Origin of the sequence: Shigella sp. FC1544 (assembly GCF_001722145.1) — a bacterium.
GTDB lineage: Bacteria > Pseudomonadota > Gammaproteobacteria > Enterobacterales > Enterobacteriaceae > Escherichia > Escherichia coli.
The window spans coordinates 1-21512 of sequence record NZ_MECT01000550.1; the positions used below are offsets into that span (position 1 = coordinate 1).

At 50.9% G+C, this 21512-nt stretch carries 15 protein-coding genes and 5 pseudogenes; 10 read left to right on the plus strand and 10 right to left on the minus strand.

The window, feature by feature from the left end:
• Positions 1 to 98 precede the first annotated feature (98 nt).
• Positions 99 to 878 (plus strand): annotated as a pseudogene (umuC, locus tag BGK49_RS20075) (DNA polymerase V catalytic protein); the annotation flags it as partial.
• A 45-nt stretch (positions 879 to 923) separates the two neighbouring features.
• Here umuC and dsbB read toward each other — a convergent pair.
• Together dsbB and nhaB are read right to left on the minus strand one after the other, a co-directional pair.
• On the minus strand, positions 924 to 1454 hold the full coding sequence (gene dsbB, locus BGK49_RS20080) for a disulfide bond formation protein DsbB (protein WP_000943457.1): 531 nt from the start codon (positions 1452 to 1454) through the stop codon (positions 924 to 926).
• A 145-nt stretch (positions 1455 to 1599) separates the two neighbouring features.
• Complete coding sequence (gene nhaB, locus BGK49_RS20085; protein WP_000406384.1) at positions 1600 to 3141, minus strand: Na(+)/H(+) antiporter NhaB; 1542 nt, start codon at positions 3139 to 3141, stop codon at positions 1600 to 1602.
• A 221-nt stretch (positions 3142 to 3362) separates the two neighbouring features.
• On the opposite strand from nhaB, the gene fadR reads away from it, so the two are divergent.
• Positions 3363 to 4082 (plus strand): fatty acid metabolism transcriptional regulator FadR, encoded by a 720-nt coding sequence (gene fadR, locus BGK49_RS20090; RefSeq protein WP_000234823.1) that lies wholly within the window; start codon positions 3363 to 3365, stop codon positions 4080 to 4082.
• A 51-nt stretch (positions 4083 to 4133) separates the two neighbouring features.
• Here fadR and BGK49_RS20095 read toward each other — a convergent pair whose 3' ends face one another.
• Positions 4134 to 5666, minus strand: a complete 1533-nt coding sequence (locus BGK49_RS20095) for a SpoVR family protein (RefSeq protein WP_000190855.1) — start codon at positions 5664 to 5666, stop codon at positions 4134 to 4136.
• 329 nt (positions 5667 to 5995) lie between these two features.
• On the opposite strand from BGK49_RS20095, the gene dadA reads away from it, so the two are divergent.
• From dadA to BGK49_RS31785, 4 genes and pseudogenes are all read left to right on the plus strand, one after another.
• Positions 5996 to 7294, plus strand: a complete 1299-nt coding sequence (dadA, locus tag BGK49_RS20100) for a D-amino acid dehydrogenase (protein WP_001266908.1) — start codon at positions 5996 to 5998, stop codon at positions 7292 to 7294.
• A gap of 94 nt (positions 7295 to 7388) precedes the next feature.
• Positions 7389 to 7882 (plus strand): annotated as a pseudogene (gene alr / locus BGK49_RS31775) (alanine racemase); the annotation flags it as partial.
• Complete coding sequence (gene alr, locus BGK49_RS31780; protein WP_353954096.1) at positions 7856 to 8362, plus strand: alanine racemase; 507 nt, start codon at positions 7856 to 7858, stop codon at positions 8360 to 8362. The pseudogene alr (BGK49_RS31775) and the gene alr (BGK49_RS31780), both read left to right, overlap by 27 nt.
• Before the next feature lie 311 nt (positions 8363 to 8673).
• Positions 8674 to 8814 (plus strand): annotated as a pseudogene (locus BGK49_RS31785) (hypothetical protein); the annotation flags it as partial.
• On the opposite strand, the gene BGK49_RS20115 reads toward BGK49_RS31785, so the two are convergent.
• Both BGK49_RS20115 and ldcA read right to left on the minus strand, forming a co-directional pair.
• Entirely contained in the window at positions 8749 to 10485 is a 1737-nt protein-coding gene (locus BGK49_RS20115; RefSeq protein ID WP_000340206.1) for a potassium/proton antiporter, read from the minus strand. The pseudogene BGK49_RS31785 and the gene BGK49_RS20115 overlap by 66 nt on opposite strands.
• A gap of 94 nt (positions 10486 to 10579) precedes the next feature.
• Positions 10580 to 11494 carry a muramoyltetrapeptide carboxypeptidase gene (gene ldcA, locus BGK49_RS20120; protein ID WP_000051628.1) on the minus strand — a complete coding sequence of 305 codons (915 nt, stop codon included), beginning with the start codon at positions 11492 to 11494 and terminating at the stop codon, positions 10580 to 10582.
• Between the two features lie 99 nt (positions 11495 to 11593).
• Between ldcA and emtA the strand changes: the two genes are divergently transcribed.
• Positions 11594 to 12205, plus strand: a complete 612-nt coding sequence (gene emtA / locus BGK49_RS20125; protein WP_001301104.1) for a membrane-bound lytic murein transglycosylase EmtA — start codon at positions 11594 to 11596, stop codon at positions 12203 to 12205.
• A gap of 1 nt (position 12206) precedes the next feature.
• On the opposite strand, the gene ycgR is transcribed toward emtA, so the two are convergent.
• Positions 12207 to 12941, minus strand: a complete 735-nt coding sequence (gene ycgR / locus BGK49_RS20130) for a flagellar brake protein YcgR (protein WP_000020161.1) — start codon at positions 12939 to 12941, stop codon at positions 12207 to 12209.
• Positions 12942 to 13141: 200 nt separating this feature from the next.
• Here ycgR and BGK49_RS20135 point away from each other — a divergent pair, with 200 nt between their 5' ends.
• Positions 13142 to 13396, plus strand: coding sequence for a GlsB/YeaQ/YmgE family stress response membrane protein (locus BGK49_RS20135; protein ID WP_005030587.1), 255 nt, complete (start codon positions 13142 to 13144; stop codon positions 13394 to 13396).
• Positions 13397 to 13574: 178 nt separating this feature from the next.
• Positions 13575 to 14015, plus strand: a pseudogene (ycgY, locus tag BGK49_RS20140) (protein YcgY).
• 78 nt (positions 14016 to 14093) lie between these two features.
• Here the strand turns inward: ycgY and BGK49_RS20145 are convergent.
• The 4 genes and pseudogenes from BGK49_RS20145 to dhaK all read right to left on the minus strand — a co-directional run bounded on the left by BGK49_RS20145 (position 14094) and on the right by dhaK (position 19128).
• Positions 14094 to 15666 (minus strand): annotated as a pseudogene (locus tag BGK49_RS20145) (alpha,alpha-trehalase).
• A gap of 319 nt (positions 15667 to 15985) precedes the next feature.
• Positions 15986 to 17404, minus strand: coding sequence for a dihydroxyacetone kinase phosphoryl donor subunit DhaM (gene dhaM, locus BGK49_RS20150; protein ID WP_005024965.1), 1419 nt, complete (start codon positions 17402 to 17404; stop codon positions 15986 to 15988).
• 10 nt (positions 17405 to 17414) lie between these two features.
• Positions 17415 to 18047, minus strand: coding sequence for a dihydroxyacetone kinase subunit DhaL (gene dhaL / locus BGK49_RS20155; protein WP_000059411.1), 633 nt, complete (start codon positions 18045 to 18047; stop codon positions 17415 to 17417).
• Positions 18019 to 19128: a dihydroxyacetone kinase subunit DhaK gene (gene dhaK / locus BGK49_RS20160; protein ID WP_000733719.1), complete on the minus strand. Its 1110-nt coding sequence runs from the start codon at positions 19126 to 19128 to the stop codon at positions 18019 to 18021. The genes dhaL and dhaK overlap by 29 nt, the downstream gene beginning before the upstream one ends.
• 227 nt (positions 19129 to 19355) lie before the next feature.
• Between dhaK and dhaR the strand changes: the two genes are divergently transcribed.
• Entirely contained in the window at positions 19356 to 21275 is a 1920-nt protein-coding gene (dhaR, locus tag BGK49_RS20165) for a dihydroxyacetone kinase operon transcriptional regulator DhaR (protein ID WP_024259598.1), read from the plus strand.
• Positions 21276 to 21512: the final 237 nt, after the last annotated feature.

Genomic DNA, 21512 nt, shown 5'->3' on the forward strand with positions numbered 1-21512 from the left:
GACATCACCCCCCGGATCATGGACGACTGGGGGCAGTAATCATGCCGGGTCTGGCTGGCTAACACCCCATTATAAGGGGTACGAATAAAGTAACGGGGGTGGATTTATCAAATCTGGAACGCCAGCGTAAATTAATGTCTGCTCTCCCCGTGGATGACGTCTGGGGGATTGGACGGCGGATCAGCAAAAAACTGGACGCGATGGGGATCAAAACCGTTCTTGATTTGGCGGATACAGATATCCGGTTTATCCGTAAACATTTTAATGTCGTGCTCGAAAGAACGGTGCGTGAACTGCGCGGTGAACCCTGTTTGCAACTGGAAGAATTTGCACCGACAAAGCAGGAAATTATCTGTTCCCGCTCGTTTGGTGAACGTATCACGGATTATACGTCGATGCGGCAGGCCATTTGTAGTTACGCTGCCCGGGCGGCGGAAAAACTTCGCAGTGAGCATCAATATTGTCGGTTTATCTCCACATTTATTAAGACGTCACCATTTGCGCTCAATGAACCTTATTACGGCAATAGCGCGTCGGTAAAACTGCTGACGCCCACTCAGGACAGCAGGGATATCATTAACGCCGCTACGCGATCTCTGGATGCCATCTGGCAAGCGGGCCATCGCTACCAAAAAGCGGGCGTGATGCTGGGGGATTTCTTCAGTCAGGGAGTCGCGCAGCTCAATTTATTCGATGACAACGCACCGCGCCCCGGGAGTGAGCAATTGATGACGGTAATGGATACACTGAATGCTAAAGAGGGCAGAGGAACACTCTATTTTGCCGGGCAGGGGATCCAACAACAATGGCAGATGAAGCGAGCCATGCTTTCACCACGTTATACAACGCGAAGTTCTGATTTACTGCGGGTCAAATAAATATAGCGGCAGGAAAAAAGCGCTCCCGCAGGAGCGCCGAATGGATTAGCGACCGAACAGATCACGTTTTTTCGCTTTAAACGGCTGGGAAATCATCACCAGCACCGCGACAATCAGGTAAGCGATAAAAATACCGAGCAGCCACTGCGGCATTTCCAGACCTAAAAAATCCCACTGACGCTCGGCGCAATCGCCAGAGGCGACAAACACTTGCGGCACCCATTTATCCAGCGGCAGCCATTCCGGGAAACGAACCATAAAATCACAGGTGGCAAACGGCGAAGGATAGAGCTGAAGCATGGTGTGCTCGTAAGTTAACTGCACACCGCGGAACGCACTATACAACCAGATAACCATCGCTACATAACGCAGCGGAGTTTTCGGGGCGATCGCGCCAATCAGCGCAGCACCCAGAACGCCGAATAACGCGCAGCGTTCATAAATACAGAGCACGCAAGGTTTCAGTAACATCACATGCTGGAACCACAGCGCCGTCAGTTCCAGTGCCAGAGCAGTAAACGCCATCAACAGCCACGCGCCCCGGCCTTGTGAACATTGGTTCAAAAATCGCAACATAATCATTTCCCTGCAATATGCATAGAGTGCGCAGTTTAAACCAATTCATTCGCTGCGCCACCAGGAGGCAGCAAAAATAGGACGCAATTGGACAATTATCGGGCGAAAAGGCAAACCGGGCATTTATATGCCCGGTAAGTTGTTATCAAAGCGTTGCTATCCAGCGCATTTGCATAAACCATTCGGTTACAGGGGCAAGCGTAAACTCGACGCAGAGCAGCCCGACGAGTGTCAGGACGAGGGTGTAAGGCAGGGCCATCCACACCATGCGGCCATAAGAGAGGCGAATCAATGGCGCGAGTGCAGAGGTCAGCAGGAACAGGAACGCAGCCTGACCGTTCGGCGTAGCGACAGAGGGCAGATTGGTACCGGTATTAATGGCGACCGCCAGCAGCTCGTATTGCTTCAACGTGATAGCACCACTTTCCATTGCCGCTTTCGCTTCGTTGATATAAATCGTCCCCACGAAGACGTTATCCGAAATGGATGACAGCAGACCGTTGAAAATATAGAACAACGACAGCTGAGCATGTTCCGATGCCTGCAACACAAACTGAATAATCGGCGAAAACAGTTGTTGGTCGATAATCACCGCGACTACCGAGAAAAACACCGTCAACAGTGCGGTGAATGGCAGAGATTCGGTGAAGGCTTTACCGATAGCATGTTCATCGGTGACACCGGTCAATGATGTCGCCAGAATAATGACCGACAAACCAATCAAGCCAACCTCCGCCAGATGCAACGCCAGCGCAGTCACCAGCCAGACGCCGATAATCGCCTGGACAATCAGACGGATTTTATCCTGACGGGTACGCTGGTGGCGGCTTTGATCGTCAAACTGTTGCAACACTTCGCGGACTTTCTCCGGCAGCGTTTCACCGTAGCCAAACCAACGCAGCTTCTCTATCAGCAGGCAGGTTAACAGGCCACAAATCAGAACCGGAACGGTCACCGGCGACATGCGCAGGAAGAAATCGCCAAAATGCCAGCCAGCCGCTTTAGCGATGATCAGGTTCTGTGGTTCGCCCACCATGGTCATTACGCCGCCTAATGCGGTGCCGACACCGGCATGCATCATCAGGCTACGCAGAAAGCCACGGAACTGTTCCAGAACCACTTTGTAATGCTTGTCGATATGACTATCGTCTTGCAGGTCGGTATCTTCAGTACGGGAAGAGGCTACGCGGTGATAAATACCATAAAAACCGACTGCAACGCTGATCACCACCGCCACGACGGTTAAGGCATCGAGGAACGCGGAGAGGAACGCCGCCGCCACGCAAAAAGAGAGCGACAGCAGCATTTTGGAACGAATGCTTAACAGCAAACGGGTAAATATGAACAGCAATAGCTGTTTCATAAAATAGATACCCGCCACCATAAACATCAGTAACAGCAAGACTTCAAGATTTGCCGCCACCTCTTCACGGACGTGTTCCGCGCTGGTCATGCCGATGAATACCGCTTCAATAGCCAACAGACCACCGGGGAGTAGCGGGTAGCATTTCAGGGCCATCGCCAGAGTGAAAATAAATTCCGCTACCAGCAACCAGCCAGCGACGAAAGGGCTGATGAGGAAAATTAACGGATTTACGATTAAGAAAATGATGAGGGCGAGTTTGTACCAGTCGGGGGACTGGCCCAAAAAATTGCGCCATAGCGCGCGGCCCCAGGAGATCTCCATGATGGTTTCCCTTACCTTACAAATAATCAATGATGTTTTTATGTTTAAACGCAAAGCTTAACGGTCAGGCAGGAGTGAGGCAAGTCTTGATAGTCAAGGGGAAAGAGATGCGGAAAATGAAGCCTTGATCCCTTTTTTCTTCTTTTTGTCTGCTATCAGCGTAGTTAGCCCTCTGGTATGATGAGTCCAACTTTGTTTTGCTGTGTTATGGAAATCTCACTATGGTCATTAAGGCGCAAAGCCCGGCGGGTTTCGCGGAAGAGTACATTATTGAAAGTATCTGGAATAACCGCTTCCCTCCCGGGACTATTTTGCCCGCAGAACGTGAACTTTCAGAATTAATTGGCGTAACGCGTACTACGTTACGTGAAGTGTTACAGCGTCTGGCACGAGATGGCTGGTTGACCATTCAACATGGCAAGCCGACGAAGGTGAATAATTTCTGGGAAACCTCTGGTTTAAATATCCTTGAAACACTGGCGCGACTGGATCACGAAAGTGTGCCGCAGCTTATTGATAATTTGCTGTCGGTGCGTACCAATATTTCCACTATTTTTATTCGCACCGCGTTTCGTCAGCATCCCGATAAAGCGCAGGAAGTGCTGGCTACCGCTAATGAAGTGGCCGATCACGCCGATGCCTTTGCCGAGCTGGATTACAACATATTCCGCGGCCTGGCGTTTGCTTCCGGCAACCCGATTTACGGTCTGATCCTTAACGGGATGAAAGGGCTGTATACGCGCATTGGTCGTCACTATTTCGCCAATCCGGAAGCGCGCAGTCTGGCGCTGGGCTTCTACCACAAACTGTCGGCGTTGTGCAGTGAAGGCGCGCACGATCAGGTGTACGAAACAGTGCGTCGCTATGGGCATGAGAGTGGCGAGATTTGGCACCGGATGCAGAAAAATCTGCCGGGTGATTTAGCCATTCAGGGGCGATAATCCCTTCCGTTTAAAAAGCAAACCCCTCAAACGAGGGGTTTTTTGTTGTTTTTACAGATTTCCCATTCTTGGCGGGCAACGTTCCAGCAACTCGACGCTGCCATCTTCGTTTTGCTGTTCCAGCATCACATCAAATCCCCACAGGCGATGCACATGCTTCAGCACTTCTTTGCGCCCCCGATCCAGCGGTGCGCGATTATGTGGAATGTAACGCAGCGTCAGCGAACGGTCGCCGCGCAAATCCACGTTCCAGATCTGAATATTCGGCTCCAGATTACTTAAGTTATATTGCGACGATAACCGGTTACGGATCTCCCGATAACCTTCTTCATTATGAATAGCGGAAATCTCCAGATAATTATGCCGATCGTCATCCAGCACGGTGAAGAAGCGGAAATCACGCATCACTTTCGGTGACAGAAACTGGCTGATAAAACTCTCATCTTTGAAATCACGCATCGCGAAATGCAGCGTTTCCAGCCAGTCGGAACCGGCGATATCCGGGAACCAGTATTTGTCTTCTTCCGTTGGCGACTGACAAATCCGTTTAATATCCTGGAACATGGCGAACCCGAGGGCATACGGGTTGATGCCGCTGTACCACGGGCTGTTATAGGGGGGCTGGAAGACCACATTGGTGTGGCTGTGCAAAAACTCCAGCATAAAACGTTCCGTTACTTTCCCTTCATCATACAGATGGTTAAGGATGGTGTAGTGCCAGAAGGTGGCCCAGCCTTCGTTCATCACCTGAGTCTGTTTTTGCGGATAAAAATACTGGCTCACCTTACGCACAATACGCAGGATTTCACGCTGCCATGATTCCAGCAGTGGCGCATTTTTCTCCATAAAATAGAGCAGGTTTTCTTGTGGTTCGGACGGATAGCGGCGCGCTTCAGCAACCGTTTTCTCTTCCTCGCGCTTCGGCAGGGTACGCCAGAGCATATTGACCTGACTTTGTAGATACTCTTCGCGACTTTTCTGCCGGGCTTTCTCTTCTTGCAGCGAGATTTTTTGCGGGCGTTTGTACCGGTCCACGCCGTAGTTCATCAGCGCGTGGCACGAGTCCAGAAGCCGTTCTACTTCATCCACGCCATAACGTTCTTCGCACTCGGTAATATATTTACGGGCAAAAATCAGATAATCGACAATCGAACTGGCGTCGGTCCAACTGCGGAATAAGTAATTGTTTTTAAAGAAAGAGTTATGCCCATAGCAGGCGTGTGCCATCACCAGCGCTTGCATGGTAATGGTGTTCTCTTCCATCAGGTAAGCGATACACGGGTTAGAGTTAATGACGATTTCATAGGCCAGTCCTTGCTGACCGTGCTTATACAGCCGTTCAGTCTCGATAAACTTTTTACCGAATGACCAGTGCGGATAGTTAATTGGCATGCCGACGCTGGAGTAGGCATCCATCATCTGTTCTGAGGTTATCACTTCAATCTGGTGCGGGTAGGTATCCAGCCGGTAGAGTTTCGCCACCCGGTCTATCTCTGCCAGATAAACATCCAGCAGGTCGAACGTCCAGTCGGGTCCATCGCTCAACCGTGTGGTGTCCTTATTCATAGAATCGATAGTCGCCATACGCGCACCTCATTGTTGTCGGCGCTCTCTGTGTGGAGCACCTCATTTCAAGCATAGAACACCTGTTAAAAACCGCGTCGCCGGAGAATTTTTTTCTTTGCGATTTCTTATTATCAGAGTGCCACTAATCCGCTTCTGAACGGAATTTTATGCTGGATAAAAAGGGCGTTCAGCAGGAGATACTAAAGACGCCATATTGCCGCAGAGTCAGGGAGATGTGAGCCAGCTCACCATAAAAAAGCTGTATGTTGAATAATATTTTCAACTGAGTTATCAAGATGTAATTAGATTATTATTCTTTTACTGTATCTACCGTTATCGGAGTGGCTATGCGAGTTGTCATACTGGGAAGTGGTGTGGTAGGCGTTGCCAGCGCCTGGTACTTAAATCAGGCAGGACATGAGGTCACCGTCATTGATCGGGAGCCGGGGGCCGCCCTGGAAACCAGCGCCGCGAATGCCGGGCAAATCTCCCCCGGATATGCTGCACCGTGGGCGGCACCAGGTGTGCCTTTAAAAGCGATCAAATGGATGTTCCAGCGCCATGCGCCGCTGGCGGTTCGTCTCGACGGTACGCAGTTTCAGTTGAAATGGATGTGGCAAATGTTACGTAACTGCGACACCAGCCACTACATGGAAAACAAAGGGCGGATGGTGCGTCTGGCGGAATACAGCCGTGATTGCCTGAAAGCATTGCGCGCCGAAACCAATATTCAGTATGAAGGGCGTCAGGGTGGGACGCTGCAACTGTTCCGTACCGAACAACAGTATGAAAATGCGACCCGCGATATCGCCGTGCTGGAAGATGCCGGCGTACCGTATCAGCTGCTGGAATCCAGCCGCCTGGCGGAAGTGGAGCCAGCGCTGGCAGAAGTAGCGCACAAACTGACGGGTGGTCTGCAACTGCCCAATGATGAAACCGGAGACTGCCAGCTGTTTACCCAGAATCTGGCGCGGATGGCAGAGCAGGCGGGGGTTAAATTCCGCTTTAATACGCCCGTTGACCAACTGCTTTGCGACGGCGAGCAAATCTACGGCGTGAAGTGTGGCGATGAAGTGATTAAGGCCGATGCGTATGTGATGGCGTTTGGTTCTTACTCGACGGCGATGCTCAAAGGCATTGTTGATATTCCGGTGTATCCGCTGAAAGGCTACTCGCTGACTATTCCAATTGCGCAGGAAGATGGTGCGCCAGTATCCACCATTCTTGATGAAACCTACAAAATCGCCATTACCCGTTTCGATAACCGCATTCGTGTTGGCGGAATGGCGGAAATTGTTGGTTTTAACACCGAGCTGTTGCAACCGCGTCGTGAAACGCTGGAAATGGTGGTTCGCGATCTCTATCCACGCGGCGGTCATGTCGAGCAGGCGACTTTCTGGACGGGTTTGCGCCCGATGACGCCAGACGGTACGCCGGTTGTCGGGCGTACACGCTTTAAAAATCTGTGGCTGAATACCGGTCACGGCACGCTCGGCTGGACGATGGCTTGCGGTTCCGGTCAGTTGTTAAGCGATCTGCTCTCTGGTCGCACGCCAGCGATCCCATATGAGGATCTAAGCGTAGCGCGCTACAGCCGTGGATTTACGCCATCACGTCCGGGCCATTTACATGGCGCACACAGCTAAGGAAACGAGATGACCCGTCCGATACAGGCCAGCCTCGATCTGCAGGCATTAAAACAGAATCTGTCCATTGTCCGCCAGGCCGCGCCGCACGCGGGTGGTAAAAGCGAACGCTTACGGGCATGGTATTGAGCGTATCTGGAGCGCGCTTGGGGCCACCGATGGCTTTGCATTACTTAACTTGGAAGAGGCAATAACGTTACGTGAGCGCGGCTGGAAGGGGCCGATCCTGATGCTGGAAGGATTTTTCCATGCTCAGGATCTGGATATTTATGACCAGCACCGCCTGACCACCTGCGTACACAGCAACTGGCAGCTCAAAGCACTGCAAAATGCGCGGCTAAAAGCACCGTTGGATATTTATCTTAAAGTGAACAGTGGGATGAATCGGTTGGGCTTCCAGCCCGATCGCGTGCTTACCGTCTGGCAGCAGTTGCGGGCAATGGCGAATGTTGGCGAGATGACCCTGATGTCGCATTTTGCCGAAGCGGAACATCCTGATGGAATTTCCAGCGCGATGGCGCGTATTGAGCAGGCGGGGAAGGGCTGGAGTGTCGGCGTTCGTTGTCCAATTCGGCGGCGACTCTGTGGCACCCGGAAGCGCATTTTGACTGGGTTCGGCCTGGCATTATTTTGTATGGCGCTTCGCCGTCCGGTCAGTGGCGTGATATCGCCAATACCGGATTACGTCCGGTGATGACGCTAAGCAGTGAGATTATTGGTGTCCAGACGCTAAAAGCGGGTGAGCGTGTGGGCTACGGCGGTCGCTATACTGCGCGCGATGAACAGCGAATCGGCATTGTCGCCGCAGGGTACGCCGACGGTTATCCGCGCCACGCGCCTACCGGTACCCCTGTTTTAGTGGACGGCGTGCGCACCATGACGGTGGGGACCGTCTCGATGGATATGCTGGCGGTCGATTTAACGCCTTGCCCGCAGGCGGGTATTGGTACGCCGGTTGAGCTGTGGGGCAAGGAGATCAAAATTGATGATGTCGCCGCCGCTGCCGGAACGGTGGGCTATGAGTTGATGTGCGCGCTGGCGCTACGCGTCCCGGTTGTGACGGTGTAACTTGTTGTAAGCCGGATCGGAGGCAACGTCTTCTGGGTGCAAAAAAAATCATCCATCCGGCTGGTCAGCAACTGTAGTTGTTAATGTGACAGAGCCATTGCCCATGATAGTGTCTATTAAAAGGATGGACACTATTTCCCCGGAACCTGAACTCACCGCACAGGCGTTCTACATAAAACGCTTACGCTTCATTGTTGACTCGGAGTCGACTTCAGATAAATCACGCTTTACCCTTGATGGAGCCTGTACATAGATTTGTGTAATTGCCTGATTTTGATATGTTCAATTCAACATCAAATGAAGGTTAAATTATGGACGACAAACAATTGCAGGCTCAGGCTGCGTTCAGCAAAGCATCGCAACCGGCGATAGATGCTTCATTAAATTTAAGATTCAGCTTCCTCTTCAGCCACCCGTACGCCAATCTTCAACACTTCATTATCTTCTTTCTCGGCCACCGTCCAGATCATCCCGGCAAACTCTACCTGGTCACCGACAACCGGTGCCGCGCCTAACAACTGCTGGACAATTTCACCCAGCGTTTGCTGCTTATCACGATATTCTCGCCCGTCTTCCAGGCCATATATCAGCGCAACATCAGCATATTTGGCGCTGGCTTCGAGAATGAAGTCACCAAAGAAGCGTTGATCCAGCGCGACCGGCGGCGACTGGCTGAACAGTTTACCGAGCGCCGGAAGATCGCGTTCCCGACCAATTACACACAACACATCGCCTTCGCGCAGTCGGGTGCTGCCGGTAGGATGAAGCAACTGGTTATCACGAAACAGTGCCGCAATACGCGTCTCTTTTGGCATATGCAAATCGCGCAGTGCCGCGCCCACGCACCATTTATCGGCACTCAATTGATAAACAAACTGCTCCCACGGATTTTCCGGATGAATATCCAGGCCAACGCGTGACACCGGACGTCCCACTGGCGGAACCACCACTTTGGCTTTTTTAGCCGCCCACGAGAGTGATGTTCCCTGCAAGAGCAGTGAAACCAGAACCACAAAGAAGGCGACATTAAAGAACAGACGTGCATTCTCCAGCCCCGCCATCATCGGGAACACGGCCAGGATGATTGGCACCGCGCCGCGTAATCCTACCCAGCTGATAAACACGCGCTCACGCAGATTGAAACCGCGGAAGGGGAGCAATCCAGCAAATACCGAAAGGGGACGGGCGAAGAATATCATCCATGCCGACAAAATGAGCGCCGGAATGGCAATAGGCAGCAGATCGCTTGGGTTAACCAATAGCCCCAGCACCAGGAACATGGCGATTTGCGCCAGCCAGGCGAGGCCGTCGAAATTTTGCAGGATGCCGTAGCGGTTGCGAATCGGCCGATTACCCAGCAGAAAACCGCACAGATAAACAGCCAGAATACCGCTGCCTTCCAGCGCCGTGGTTAAAGCAAAAATTAAAATACCGCCGCTTAATGCCAGCAATGGATATAATCCGGCAGGCAGGGCGATGCGATTAATCATTTGCAGCAGTAAATAACCACCGCCAAGTCCGATGACAATCCCGAGGCCAAATTGCTGCAGAATATCGACCACGAACATCCAACTGACACTGCTTTCATGTTGCTGGATCATCGCAATCAGGGTAATCGTCAGAAAGACCGCCATTGGATCATTACTGCCGGATTCAATTTCCAGCGTCGAGCCAACACGTTCGTTAAGCCCCTTACCACCCAGCAGAGAAAAGACCGCTGCAGCATCGGTAGAGCCGACGATAGCGCCGATTAATAAGCCTTCAATCAAATCAAGATTAAACAGCCACGCCGCCATCATGCCGGTTAAACCAGAGGTGATAAGCACGCCCAGCGTCGCCAGCGACAGTGCCGGTCCTAACGCCACACGAAAGGAACTGGCCTGAGTGCGCATCCCGCCGTCGAGCAAAATAATCGCCAGTGCCAGGTTACTTACCATGTAGGCGAAGGGGTAATTATCAAACGGGATACCGCCGACGCCATCGACTCCTGCCAGCATGCCGATCGCCAGAAAAATAACCAGAATAGGAATGCCAAGACGGGAAGAAAATGAACTAAGTAATATACTGCTGGTGACAAGGATGGATCCTAAGATGAAAAGGCTAATTATTGTTGTGGCATCCAACGGTCGGTTACTCCTGATTACGCTGTCTCTTATATAAACCCTACCATATTAGCGGCAGAGACAGCGTTTTACTTAGCCCTGAAGCGTGATTTTTTTACATTTTAAGAACAGGATGACCGCTAATCGTCAACTGAGTGCCTTCCTGGGTGTTATTCAGAATGGCATGTGCGCCCAACGGCAGCGTAACCGTGCGTTGTTCATGACCAAAATCGAGGCCGGTAATGAGTGGAATCGACAGGCGGGAACGCAAAAACGCGTACACTGACTCCAGGTTGTAACCTGCGTCATAATCATTGGGCGTGCTGCCGCTAAAGCTACCGAGAATAATCGCCTTCTGACGTGGCAAAATTCCCGCATGATAGAGCTGCAACAGCATACGTTCGACGCGGAAAGGGTGCTCGTTAATATCTTCCAGTACCAGGATACCGTTCTCAATTTTTGGCATCCACGGTGTACCAATCAGTGAAATCAGCATCGCAAGATTGCCTCCCCACAACGTGCCTTCGGTCTGACATGTCGGGCCTTCCCCTTGCCATTCAATGGTGAAGGTTTTATTGCGTAACGCCAGCCAGAAATGGTGCTCGGTAAAGGCGTTCAGTTCATCCGCACCAAAGTTTGCTACCAGCATGGGGCCGCTAAAGGTGATGACATTGCCTTGCGCCAGAAGACCGCACTGAATGGCGGTAAAATCGCTATGTCCGCAAATGAGTAACGGGTCATGTTGTTGGCGAGCCACCAGTGCCTGCCAGTCAATATCTGCCAGTAAACGACTGGCACCGTAACCGCCGCGTACAGCCAGCACGATGGTGTTGGGTGTAGTCAGTCTGGCAAGGGAATTGAGATCTTCCAGACGCTCCGTTTCCGTACCCGCAAAACGCTCACAACGACGGGCAATAACCTCGACGTTATTGACTTGATGCCCCGCGTCGGTAAGGCGCTGGATACCACGCAGCGCGGCGTGCTGTTTAATGCTGTAACCCGATGGGGCAATTAAGTGAAACAGAGACATGGCAATTCCTTGCTGACAACAGAAACGAAATGTATATCATGCCGCTTAGGTGTGCCGTTGTCACCTCAACGGCGATTCCAGGCTATAAGGATAGAAGAAGTGAAATTGAGATGGTTTGCCTTTTTGATTGTGTTATTAGCGGGTTGTTCATCAAAGCATGACTATACGAACCCGCCGTGGAACGCGAAAGTTCCGGTGCAACGTGCGATGCAGTGGATGCCAATAAGCCAGAAAGCCGGTGCAGCCTGGGGCGTCGATCCACAATTGATCACGGCGATTATCGCTATCGAATCGGGTGGTAATCCGAACGCGGTGAGTAAATCGAATGCCATTGGTTTGATGCAGTTAAAAGCTTCAACCTCCGGACGTGATGTTTATCGCCGTATGGGCTGGAGTGGTGAGCCGACGACCAGCGAGCTGAAAAATCCAGAGCGTAATATTTCAATGGGGGCGGCTTACCTGAATATTCTGGAAACCGGCCCGCTGGCAGGCATTGAAGATCCGAAGGTACTGCAATATGCGCTGGTGGTGTCATACGCTAACGGGGCAGGTGCGCTGCTACGGACTTTCTCGTCAGATCGGAAAAAGGCGATCAGCAAAATCAACGATTTGGATGCTGACGAGTTCCTCGAGCACGTAGCGCGCAATCATCCTGCGCCGCAGGCTCCGCGCTATATCTACAAACTTGAGCAGGCACTGGACGCGATGTAAATCAGTCGCGTACTTTGTCCGCTTTCTCCCGGGCTTCCCGCTCGAGAGAGAAAATAATCCGTTGTAATTGCCGCTCCACCGTCGGGCTGACGTTAAGAAAACGGAAGCTCAGACGGGGAGTGGTGATGGTTTCATTCTTGCCATCAATCACTTTGCGCTCGCTGATGGAGATTAACTGGGCGTCAAAGTGAAAAACACCCCATTGCCCCATGTTGACTTCAATCTGAGCGAAGCGCATGCCTTCTTGTAATTCGGCAGGCTTTGCTGTTTCCAGTAATGCGCCCATGCCGCCTAACGACAAATCATACAGGCGGAAACGTAACGTACTGTTATCCGCCAGTTTGGTCTGGCAAAAATAAGGCGGATGGAGTGGGGCGGAGATGCGGAAATATCGGCGTCGTTGTACAAACCATAAGGTGGGAGGCGGTACGGTAATAAATGCCGGAAGCTGCAAGTATTCACTCTGCTGTAGTTGTTCAACAGTAAACTCGACTTTCGCACCCTGAGTTTCGGCGGTAATGGTAATATGCTGCGCCTTTAGCACGGCGATGTTGTCTTCGGCTTGACTGCCGAAATCCAGCACCAGTTTATCCGGGGTTATTGCCAGTATTTTGCTGATCAGCTGCCCGCCATTCCAACTGAGACGCAAAGGAATTGCGGCTTTGTGCAAATCGCGTAACACGCCCAGGACGGCTAACGGATTTTGTTTCAGGAACTGCTCATGGTAATGACTCACGCGGAAAAACTCCTGACTGACAAACTGTCTTTGGTTTATCGGTCACAGTTAACAAAACTTAATACAAATGCGTGAATATTTTTTACATGTTGTTCTTAAATCAGCCGACATACGCCCAGCATCGATCCCGACCTTGCCTATACTTAGAGCGTTGACGTAAGCATTTCTTGCGTCCGATTCATCGAAACGAGGGCCTGAACATGGGAATTATTGCCTGGATTATTTTTGGCCTGATAGCCGGCATTATCGCCAAGCTAATCATGCCGGGGCGTGATGGTGGTGGATTTTTCCAGACCTGTATTCTCGGGATAGTCGGTGCGGTGGTCGGCGGCTGGCTGGCGACCATGTTTGGCATTGGCGGCTCCATCAGCGGTTTTAATTTGCACAGCTTCCTGGTGGCGGTGGTGGGAGCTATTCTCGTTCTGGGCGTATTCCGCCTGCTGCGAAGAGAATAAGATTTTCATAAGGCGGATAGCGATACAGATGCCGCTATCCGCTTTTCACATCAGAACGTATATTCGACACCTGCTTTACGGGTGAAAAAAATCAATATAGCACTTCGATATCCGATAAAGTCGGTTCCCGGTAACAACAACAGAATCCTTTTTTAATTATTGTTTCGTTGTTTTTGGTGTGATTCAGAAAATAAATATTTTAGACAGTAGCCAGTCAGGCGTTAAAAATGGGGCGTATAGTGAGGCGGTTTTGGCTGCGCTTATTGAACATTTAGAATTGATCAATCCTTCTGGCAGATTAAGCCAAAATACCCGTTCGGCAATGCTTCAGTTACGCGAAGAGGAATGGTCTGAATTCTTTTTTTGGTTGCTAAATTCTCTGGAGTGTCTGGATTATGTGATTATTAATTTAACTCCAGAAAGCAAAAAAACGTTGATGAGTGAACACCGTAACAATATTCAGGTAGCAATCGATGCTTTATATAGGTAACGTCGGTGTAAATCACCGGGGGATGATAGTGAAACACTTACCCGTAGAAATGACGCTATCTTCGGCAACCACGTATGGCAAACATTTGCGCAATACTTCCCGCCAGGACTTGAAAAACCGTCTGTGTAGAAAACACCATAGCTATGGTGTTATCTGCCGACAACGCCATCCGGAGAAGCCGAATGACGTTGTCGGAGTAAGCGCTGGTTAAGGTGTGGGTTGTGCCTCTTTGGTTGAGGGTTGCGTCGTTGCTGACTTAACGGTCGGACGCGTCGCCGGAACATTGTCACACGGTTGCTCTTTCGGGCAGATCAAATCCAGCATTTTCAGCGTCACGCCATTGGTCCAGCCAAAGCCATCCTGTAATGGATATTCGCCACCTCTTTTTGCCCGTAGTTTTGTAATCCTTCTGTCGCGACCCACTGTAACGGTGCCCAGCCATTTGGCGCATCCCATTGTTGCCCACTTTTCACCGACGTGGTGTTCAGGCCGCCGGGTTGCAGCAGATGTGTTTTCGTCGCCGTCGCCATTTTGTTGGCGCGATCTTTCGCTGCCGCATTGACGTACAGCGGGAACAGGGCGGCCGCGGTTAACTGATTGCGCACTTTATGACTTTTCAGGTCGTAATCGGCATACCAGCCTTGTTGATCGTTCCACAGGTATTTTTCGATTCCTTTTTGACGGGCATTCGCCAGCGTTTCGTACTGGTTTGCCATCGCGTTATCTCCTGCAGCTTTGCTGGCGCGGGCGAGGATTTTTTCCATTTTAAACATCAGGCTGTTCAGATCGACCGGTACGATGCTGGTGGTGCGTAAGGTATTTAACTGCTGCGGGTTATCCATCCAGCGCGAGCTGAAATCCCAGCCAGACGCAGCGGCAGAGCGCAGGTCGCGGTAAATTTCAGTGGCAGGTCGATTCGGATTGCTTTTGGCGGTGGCAATATCTTCCACCCATGACTCTGGTCGTGGCGTATCGCGATCGTCCCAGTAGCGGTTGAGAAGGGTACCATCCTGAAGTTTGACAACGCGTTTTTCCTGTTGTCCGGCTTGCAGGTTTTCAACACCGTCCATCCAGTAAGCATATTCTTTTTGCATTTGCGGCAGGTATTGCTTCAACGCGGCATCGCCTTCATGCTGCGCCAGTAACTCTACCATCAGGGCAAAGAAGGGCGGTTGCGAGCGGCTTAAATAGTAACTGCGGTTGCCGTTGGGAATATGACCGTAAGTGTCTATTTCATGAGCAAAATTGGCCACCATATCCGCGACTTTATCCCAGTGACCGCTTTCGGCAAGTCCTAACATGGTGAAGTAACTGTCCCAGTAATATACCTCGCGAAAACGTCCGCCCGGCACGACATAAGGTTCCGGCAGCGGTAACAGAGAATCCCATTTTTCGGTGTTTTCGGTAGAACGCGTTAATACCGGCCAAAGTCCGTCAATATGTTCGCGCAGTGACTGCCCCTCTGGCGGAACATATTTCTCGCCTTCTTTCGGCAGGGTGAAATTGACGTTAACGAAATGGCGCAGATCAAATCCGCTCTGGTTTTGCTGCATCCGATAATCAGCGGATCGCTGTTCGGCACGGCATCGGCAAAGGTTTTTTGGTCCGGAAAAAGTTTGGCGTTTTGCACATCATTAAACAGCGGCCCTAATAAAATATCAGGCGGCTGTGGTGTTACCGGTGTTTCTTCTGCCTGCACCGATAGCGCAGCGAAACACAAAAAGATACAGGCTGGAATTAACGCCATTTTTTGCGGGCGAGAAGGTGCGGGGGATTTCATCAATCATTCTCCTTTGGCGAAACCGAATAAAACGGTATTCAAGTATCAGAAAACCTTAGTTCAGGATCGCGCTAGCTGCATGATCGAAATCTCATTCTGCGAACTGTCAGGCATTTTAGAAAAGGGAATTAAAGGGATAAATAACGGCGAAATAGAGTGATCAAATAACGTCTGTTTATTAGCCAGCCAGCGGCGTTGGGTTCGTGATTAGCGAAGAAAAATCATCATAAATTGGTGAAAAATATAACAGGTAGTTAAAAACCATTAGTGCTGAGTAAATTGCCGGATGACATCAGAACGATGCCATCCGAACAGTGGCTTAACCCTGACGGTTGAAACGTTGCGTTTTAACGTCCAGCGTTAGCGTTTCTTCTGGTTGTATCGCATACAGTTTCTCACCCTGCTGGCAAATCCAGCCAATCCCCAGTTCACGGGCGATTAGGGCGCTGTGGGATACCGGACTTCCGGCGCTAAGGCAGATACCTTTTACAACCGCCGGATCCAGTTGCAGTACTGTGGAAGGATAAATGTTCTCCGCCAGTAGAATAGTTGGCGAGTTAAACTGCGGGAGTTCTTCTTTCGTTTGGGTCAGGTGGACCAGGGTGCGATGCAGAAGATCGTCCACATCAATATAGCGAGCTTGTAGATATTCATCATCCAGTTGCTGGTATTGCTGGCTAAGTTCTTTAAGAACTTGCTGCCAGGCATATTCTGCCGTGCAATGTTCATGCTGAAGGAGTTCGCTTGCCGCCGCCAGCAGTTCCGGATCATCTAACAGTGTATGGTGACCAGAAAAGATTGCGGCAATATCGTCAAGCCCGCTGGCTTCTGCTTTCGCTGTTAACGTCATCAGATCTAATAACGTGAAGTCAATAGCCTGGCGTAATCGATCTTGTTCTTCTTCCACGGTCAGGGTTGATTTTGCCTGTACCGTATATAAAACTGGTTGATAATAAAAGGCTTTACCCGAAACAGGCGGAACGGGACGCAGAGTAGGTGGAGCGACTTCCTCCGTTTCACCAAAGTTATCTTCAGCCAGCTGACGGAAAGCGATCAGTGCCTCTTCAGCTTCTGGCCCTTTCGCAATCAGGCGCAGCGTATCGTTATAGCGAACTTGTAGTAACGCAATCTGGTTAATACTCTCTGGTGTGACGCATTTGCCGTTTTTTTCCAGCAACATATCGGCATTAAATGTCGATAAGGTATAAACCAGCCGGGAGGCCGGACGTACATGCAGGCCGTTACGGTTTTTTATGACCACCGCCAGAGAACGGGCTTCTTCATCGTACGCAGGACATGTGTCAGAGATTTCAGTGTCGGAGGACGGTAAACCCAGTTGTTCACGTTTGGCTTCCAGCGCATGCATAGCGTCAAAGATAACTTTGTCGATATCCGCTCCCGAGGCCGCGCTGACCGTTGCTGCCAGTGTACCTTCGACCAACGGCGCAGCACACAAACGTACTTTTGCGGCGATCTTGGGAGCCAGCAATTCCAGCGCAGTTTCAGCACTCAATAATGCGCTACCCATATCCATCATGACCAGCACATGGTCGGCATCAGCAACAGATTCGATGGCCTCCATCACTTTGACGGCATCGGTACCAATAGGATTTTGTGGATCGTCAATTCCCGCGGCAATGGCGATTTTACAACTATCACTCATTAACATCTGACGGGCTAATTCACCGACACCTTCTCCCAGTCGGCTGCTATGTGAAACTATGACCAGGTTTACCATCACCAATTCCTTACTCTTTTGCGGCTAACGCCAACATTTGCATCATAAACATCACCGAGGTCGCGCCGGGATCCTGGTGACCAATACTGCGTTCACCGAGATAACTGGCGCGGCCTTTGCGGGCTTGCATCGTAATCGTACTTTGTGCAGCGGATTCGGCGATGCTACTGGCAGCTTCGAGCGCCACCGGAACAGAGAGATTTTGCTCGCTGGACTGACGTAACGATTCCACCACCGGCACCCACACATCACACATGGTTTTATCGCCAGGTTCGGCTTTCCCGCGACTGATTACGCCGTCCGCGCCATCGCGGAACATCTGATAAAGCTCTTCCAGTGTCAGGCTTTGCCGTGCCTGGGTCGCCTGTGCGGCGCGGATAAAGAAGGTACCGAACAGCGGACCACTGGCACCACCGACGCTGGAAAGCAGCGTCATACCGGTATTCTTGAGAATGAAACCGATATCTTTATCTGCGATAGCAGGGAGTTTTTCCACCACTTTGCTAAAGCCTCGGTTCATATTTAGCCCGTGGTCAGCGTCGCCAATTTCGCGATCCAGTCCGGTAAGATACTCGCTCTCGGTGCTGAAAATATCGCCACAACGAGTGAGCCAGTTAACAATTTGAGTTCTGCTCAGTGACATTGCTTTCTCCTAATTTACCCCAGTTAAGGGCCGGGGTGTGGACCGGGGCGTCCCAGAGTGCCAGCGTTTCGTCATCAACTTTCAGTAAGGTGATTGAGAAACCGGTCATATCCAGTGAGGTGCAGTACGCGCCAATTAAATTACGTTCGATAGTCAATCCCGCTTGCTGGCAACGTGTGGTCAGGCGGTTATAGACGCCGTACAGCTCAGAAAGCGGAGTTGCGCCAAGATTGTTAACCAGCGCAATCACCCGATCGCCAGACTGGAGCGGTTGTTTGGTTTGTTGTTCTTCCTGCCAACTGCCTTGTTGATAATCCCAGAAACGTAAAGTGCGATGGTATGAGCCATTTCCCAGCAGGGTGTCGAACATTTCATCGACGGTTTGATCAAGGGAAGAGAAGGAGCGGCGGTCAATACCCGGCTCACCATGAATGCCGACGCCAAACTCCATCTCATTATCCGCCAGGGTAAAAGAAGGTTTGCCCGCGGCAGGAACGGTACAGGCACCGAGAGCGATACCTATTGAGTGGCCTTGATTATTCAACTTACGCCCCAGTTCCGCACAGGCGTCCAGTGAGTCGCCACGCTCCGCCGCTGCGCCTACGAGTTTTTCAATTAATACGGTGTTGGCAACGCCGCGTCGCCCGGCAGTATAAAGACTGTCTTTTACCGCAACGTCGTCATCAATGACCACAGTGGTCACTTTTACGCCGCTATCGTGCAGTAACTCGGTCGCTGTTTCAAAGTTAAGAATATCGCCGGTGTAATTTTTGATAATCAACAGTACACCTTCGCCGCCATCAACTTGCATGGCGCATTCAAAGATTTTATCGGGCGTCGGTGAGGTGAAAATTTCGCCCGGACAGGCCCCCGAAAGCATCCCCTGACCGATATACCCACAGTGCATCGGCTCGTGTCCGCTGCCGCCACCCGACAGCAGGGCGACTTTTCCTGCAACAGGGGCATCAGCTCGGGTGACATACACCGGATCCTGATGCAGTGTCAGCGATGGATGCGCTTTCGCCAGTCCTGCCAGTTGTTCGTCCAGTACGTCTTGCACATCATTGATCAATTTTTTCATTATTTTGCTCCAGCAATTACGGTAGGGCATGGATGATGTTCAACGACACGGCGACCACTGACTGCCGATGAATCCATTGTGCATCAGGCAAGGGAAAAGAAAATTAGCCCAAATTATGTTTCATAGTGAAACATATGCTTTAATGAATGTTCCATATTGAAACTTTTACGTGTATTAATACTTAAAATTGCGAGCCGGAACACCTTTTGTCATAAGGGATGCGGGATATGAGTGGCGCTTTTAACAACGATGGTCGGGGCATATCTCCCTTAATTGCAACCTCCTGGGAGCGATGCAATAAGCTGATGAAACGGGAGACATGGAGCGTACCACATCAGGCCCAGGGCGTGACATTTGCTTCTATTTATCGGCGTAAGAAAGCGATGCTGACGCTCGGGCAGGCTGCGCTGGAAGATGCCTGGGAATATATGGCACCGCGAGAGTGTGCGCTGTTTATCCTCGATGAAACCGCCTGCATTCTCAGCCGTAATGGCGATCCGCAAACCTTGCAGCAGCTAAGTGCACTTGGATTCCATGACGGCACGTATTGCGCCGAGGGAATTATTGGTACTTGTGCGCTATCGTTAGCGGCTATCTCTGGTCAGGCCGTGAAAACGATGGCCGATCAACATTTCAAACAGGCACTCTGGAACTGGGCCTTTTGTGCAACGCCGTTGTTTGACAGCAAGGGCCGATTGACGGGAACAATAGCGCTGGCGTGTCCGGTTGAGCAAACTACCGCAGCTGATTTGCCGTTGACGTTGGCAATCGCCCGCGAGGTCGGAAATTTACTGCTGACGGACAGTTTGCTCGCTGAAACTAACCGTCATTTAAATCAACTTAATGCCCTGTTAGAAAGTATGGATGATGGCGTGATTAGCTGGGACGAGCAGGGTAATTTGCAATTTATCAATGCCCAGGCGGCGCGGGTCTTGCGCCTTGACGCGACGGCAAGTCAGGGACGGGCAATCACTGAACTCTTAACGTTACCCGCCGTATTGCAACAAGCAATAAAACAGGCACATCCGCTCAAACACGTAGAAGCAACCTTTGAAAGTCAGCATCAGTTTATTGATGCGGTGATAACCCTTAAACCGATAATAGAAACGCAGGGAACCAGCTTTATTTTGTTGCTCCATCCTGTGGAACAGATGCGGCAGTTGATGACCAGTCAATTAGGAAAAGTCAGCCATACCTTTGCTCATATGCCACAGGACGATCCGCAAACCCGCCGCTTGATTCATTTTGGTCGCCAGGCGGCGCGCAGTAGCTTTCCTGTCCTGCTTTGTGGAGAAGAGGGCGTGGGCAAGGCACTGCTAAGTCAGGCAATTCATAATGAAAGCGAGCGTGCTGCAGGTCCTTATATCGCCGTCAATTGTGAGTTATATGGTGATGCGGCACTGGCGGAAGAATTTATTGGTGGCGATCGTACGGACAATGAAAATGGCCGTCTGAGTCGGCTGGAACTGGCGCACGGCGGCACGCTGTTTCTTGAAAAGATTGAATATCTGGCGGTGGAGTTACAGTCTGCTTTTCTTCAGGTTATCAAGCAGGGTGTTATCACGCGACTGGATGCGCGGCGTTTAATACCAATTGATGTCAAAGTGATTGCAACAACGACCGCGGACCTCGCAATGCTGGTGGAACAAAATCGTTTTAGTCGCCAGCTGTATTACGCGCTGCATGCATTTGAAATTACCATCCCGCCTCTGCGTATGCGGCGTGGCAGCATTCCGGCGCTGGTGAATAACAAATTACGCAGTCTTGAAAAACGCTTCTCTACGCGGCTGAAAATTGATGACGATGCCCTCGCTCGCCTGGTTTCTTGTGCATGGCCAGGCAACGATTTTGAACTTTACAGCGTCATCGAGAATCTTGCTCTGAGTAGTGATAATGGGCGCATTCGCGTCAGTGATTTGCCGGAACATCTGTTTACCGAGCAGGCAACAGATGATGTCAGCGCCACCCGCCTTTCCACCAGTCTGTCATTTGCGGAAGTTGAAAAAGAGGCAATTATTAACGCAGCCCAGGTCACAGGCGGTCGCATTCAGGAAATGTCGGCTTTACTTGGAATCGGCCGCACTACGCTGTGGCGGAAAATGAAGCAACATGGCATTGATGCAGGGCAGTTTAAGCGCCGGGTATGAAAGACAGAAACGATTTCTAATACATCAGAGTGATCTATATTTCATTCCGGCGCACGCTAACATTTATCAGCATCGTTTAAGGGCTTGTCTATCACGCACTTAAAAGCTGAAGCGATATCCTCCGTTGACTTGCTTCTCTGAAGTGGCACACTGAATTTGGCCACCTGAACAGAGGTGATATGCTCACCTCAGAACAACACAGGTGCTCCAATGAAAAAAAGAAATTTTAGCGCAGAG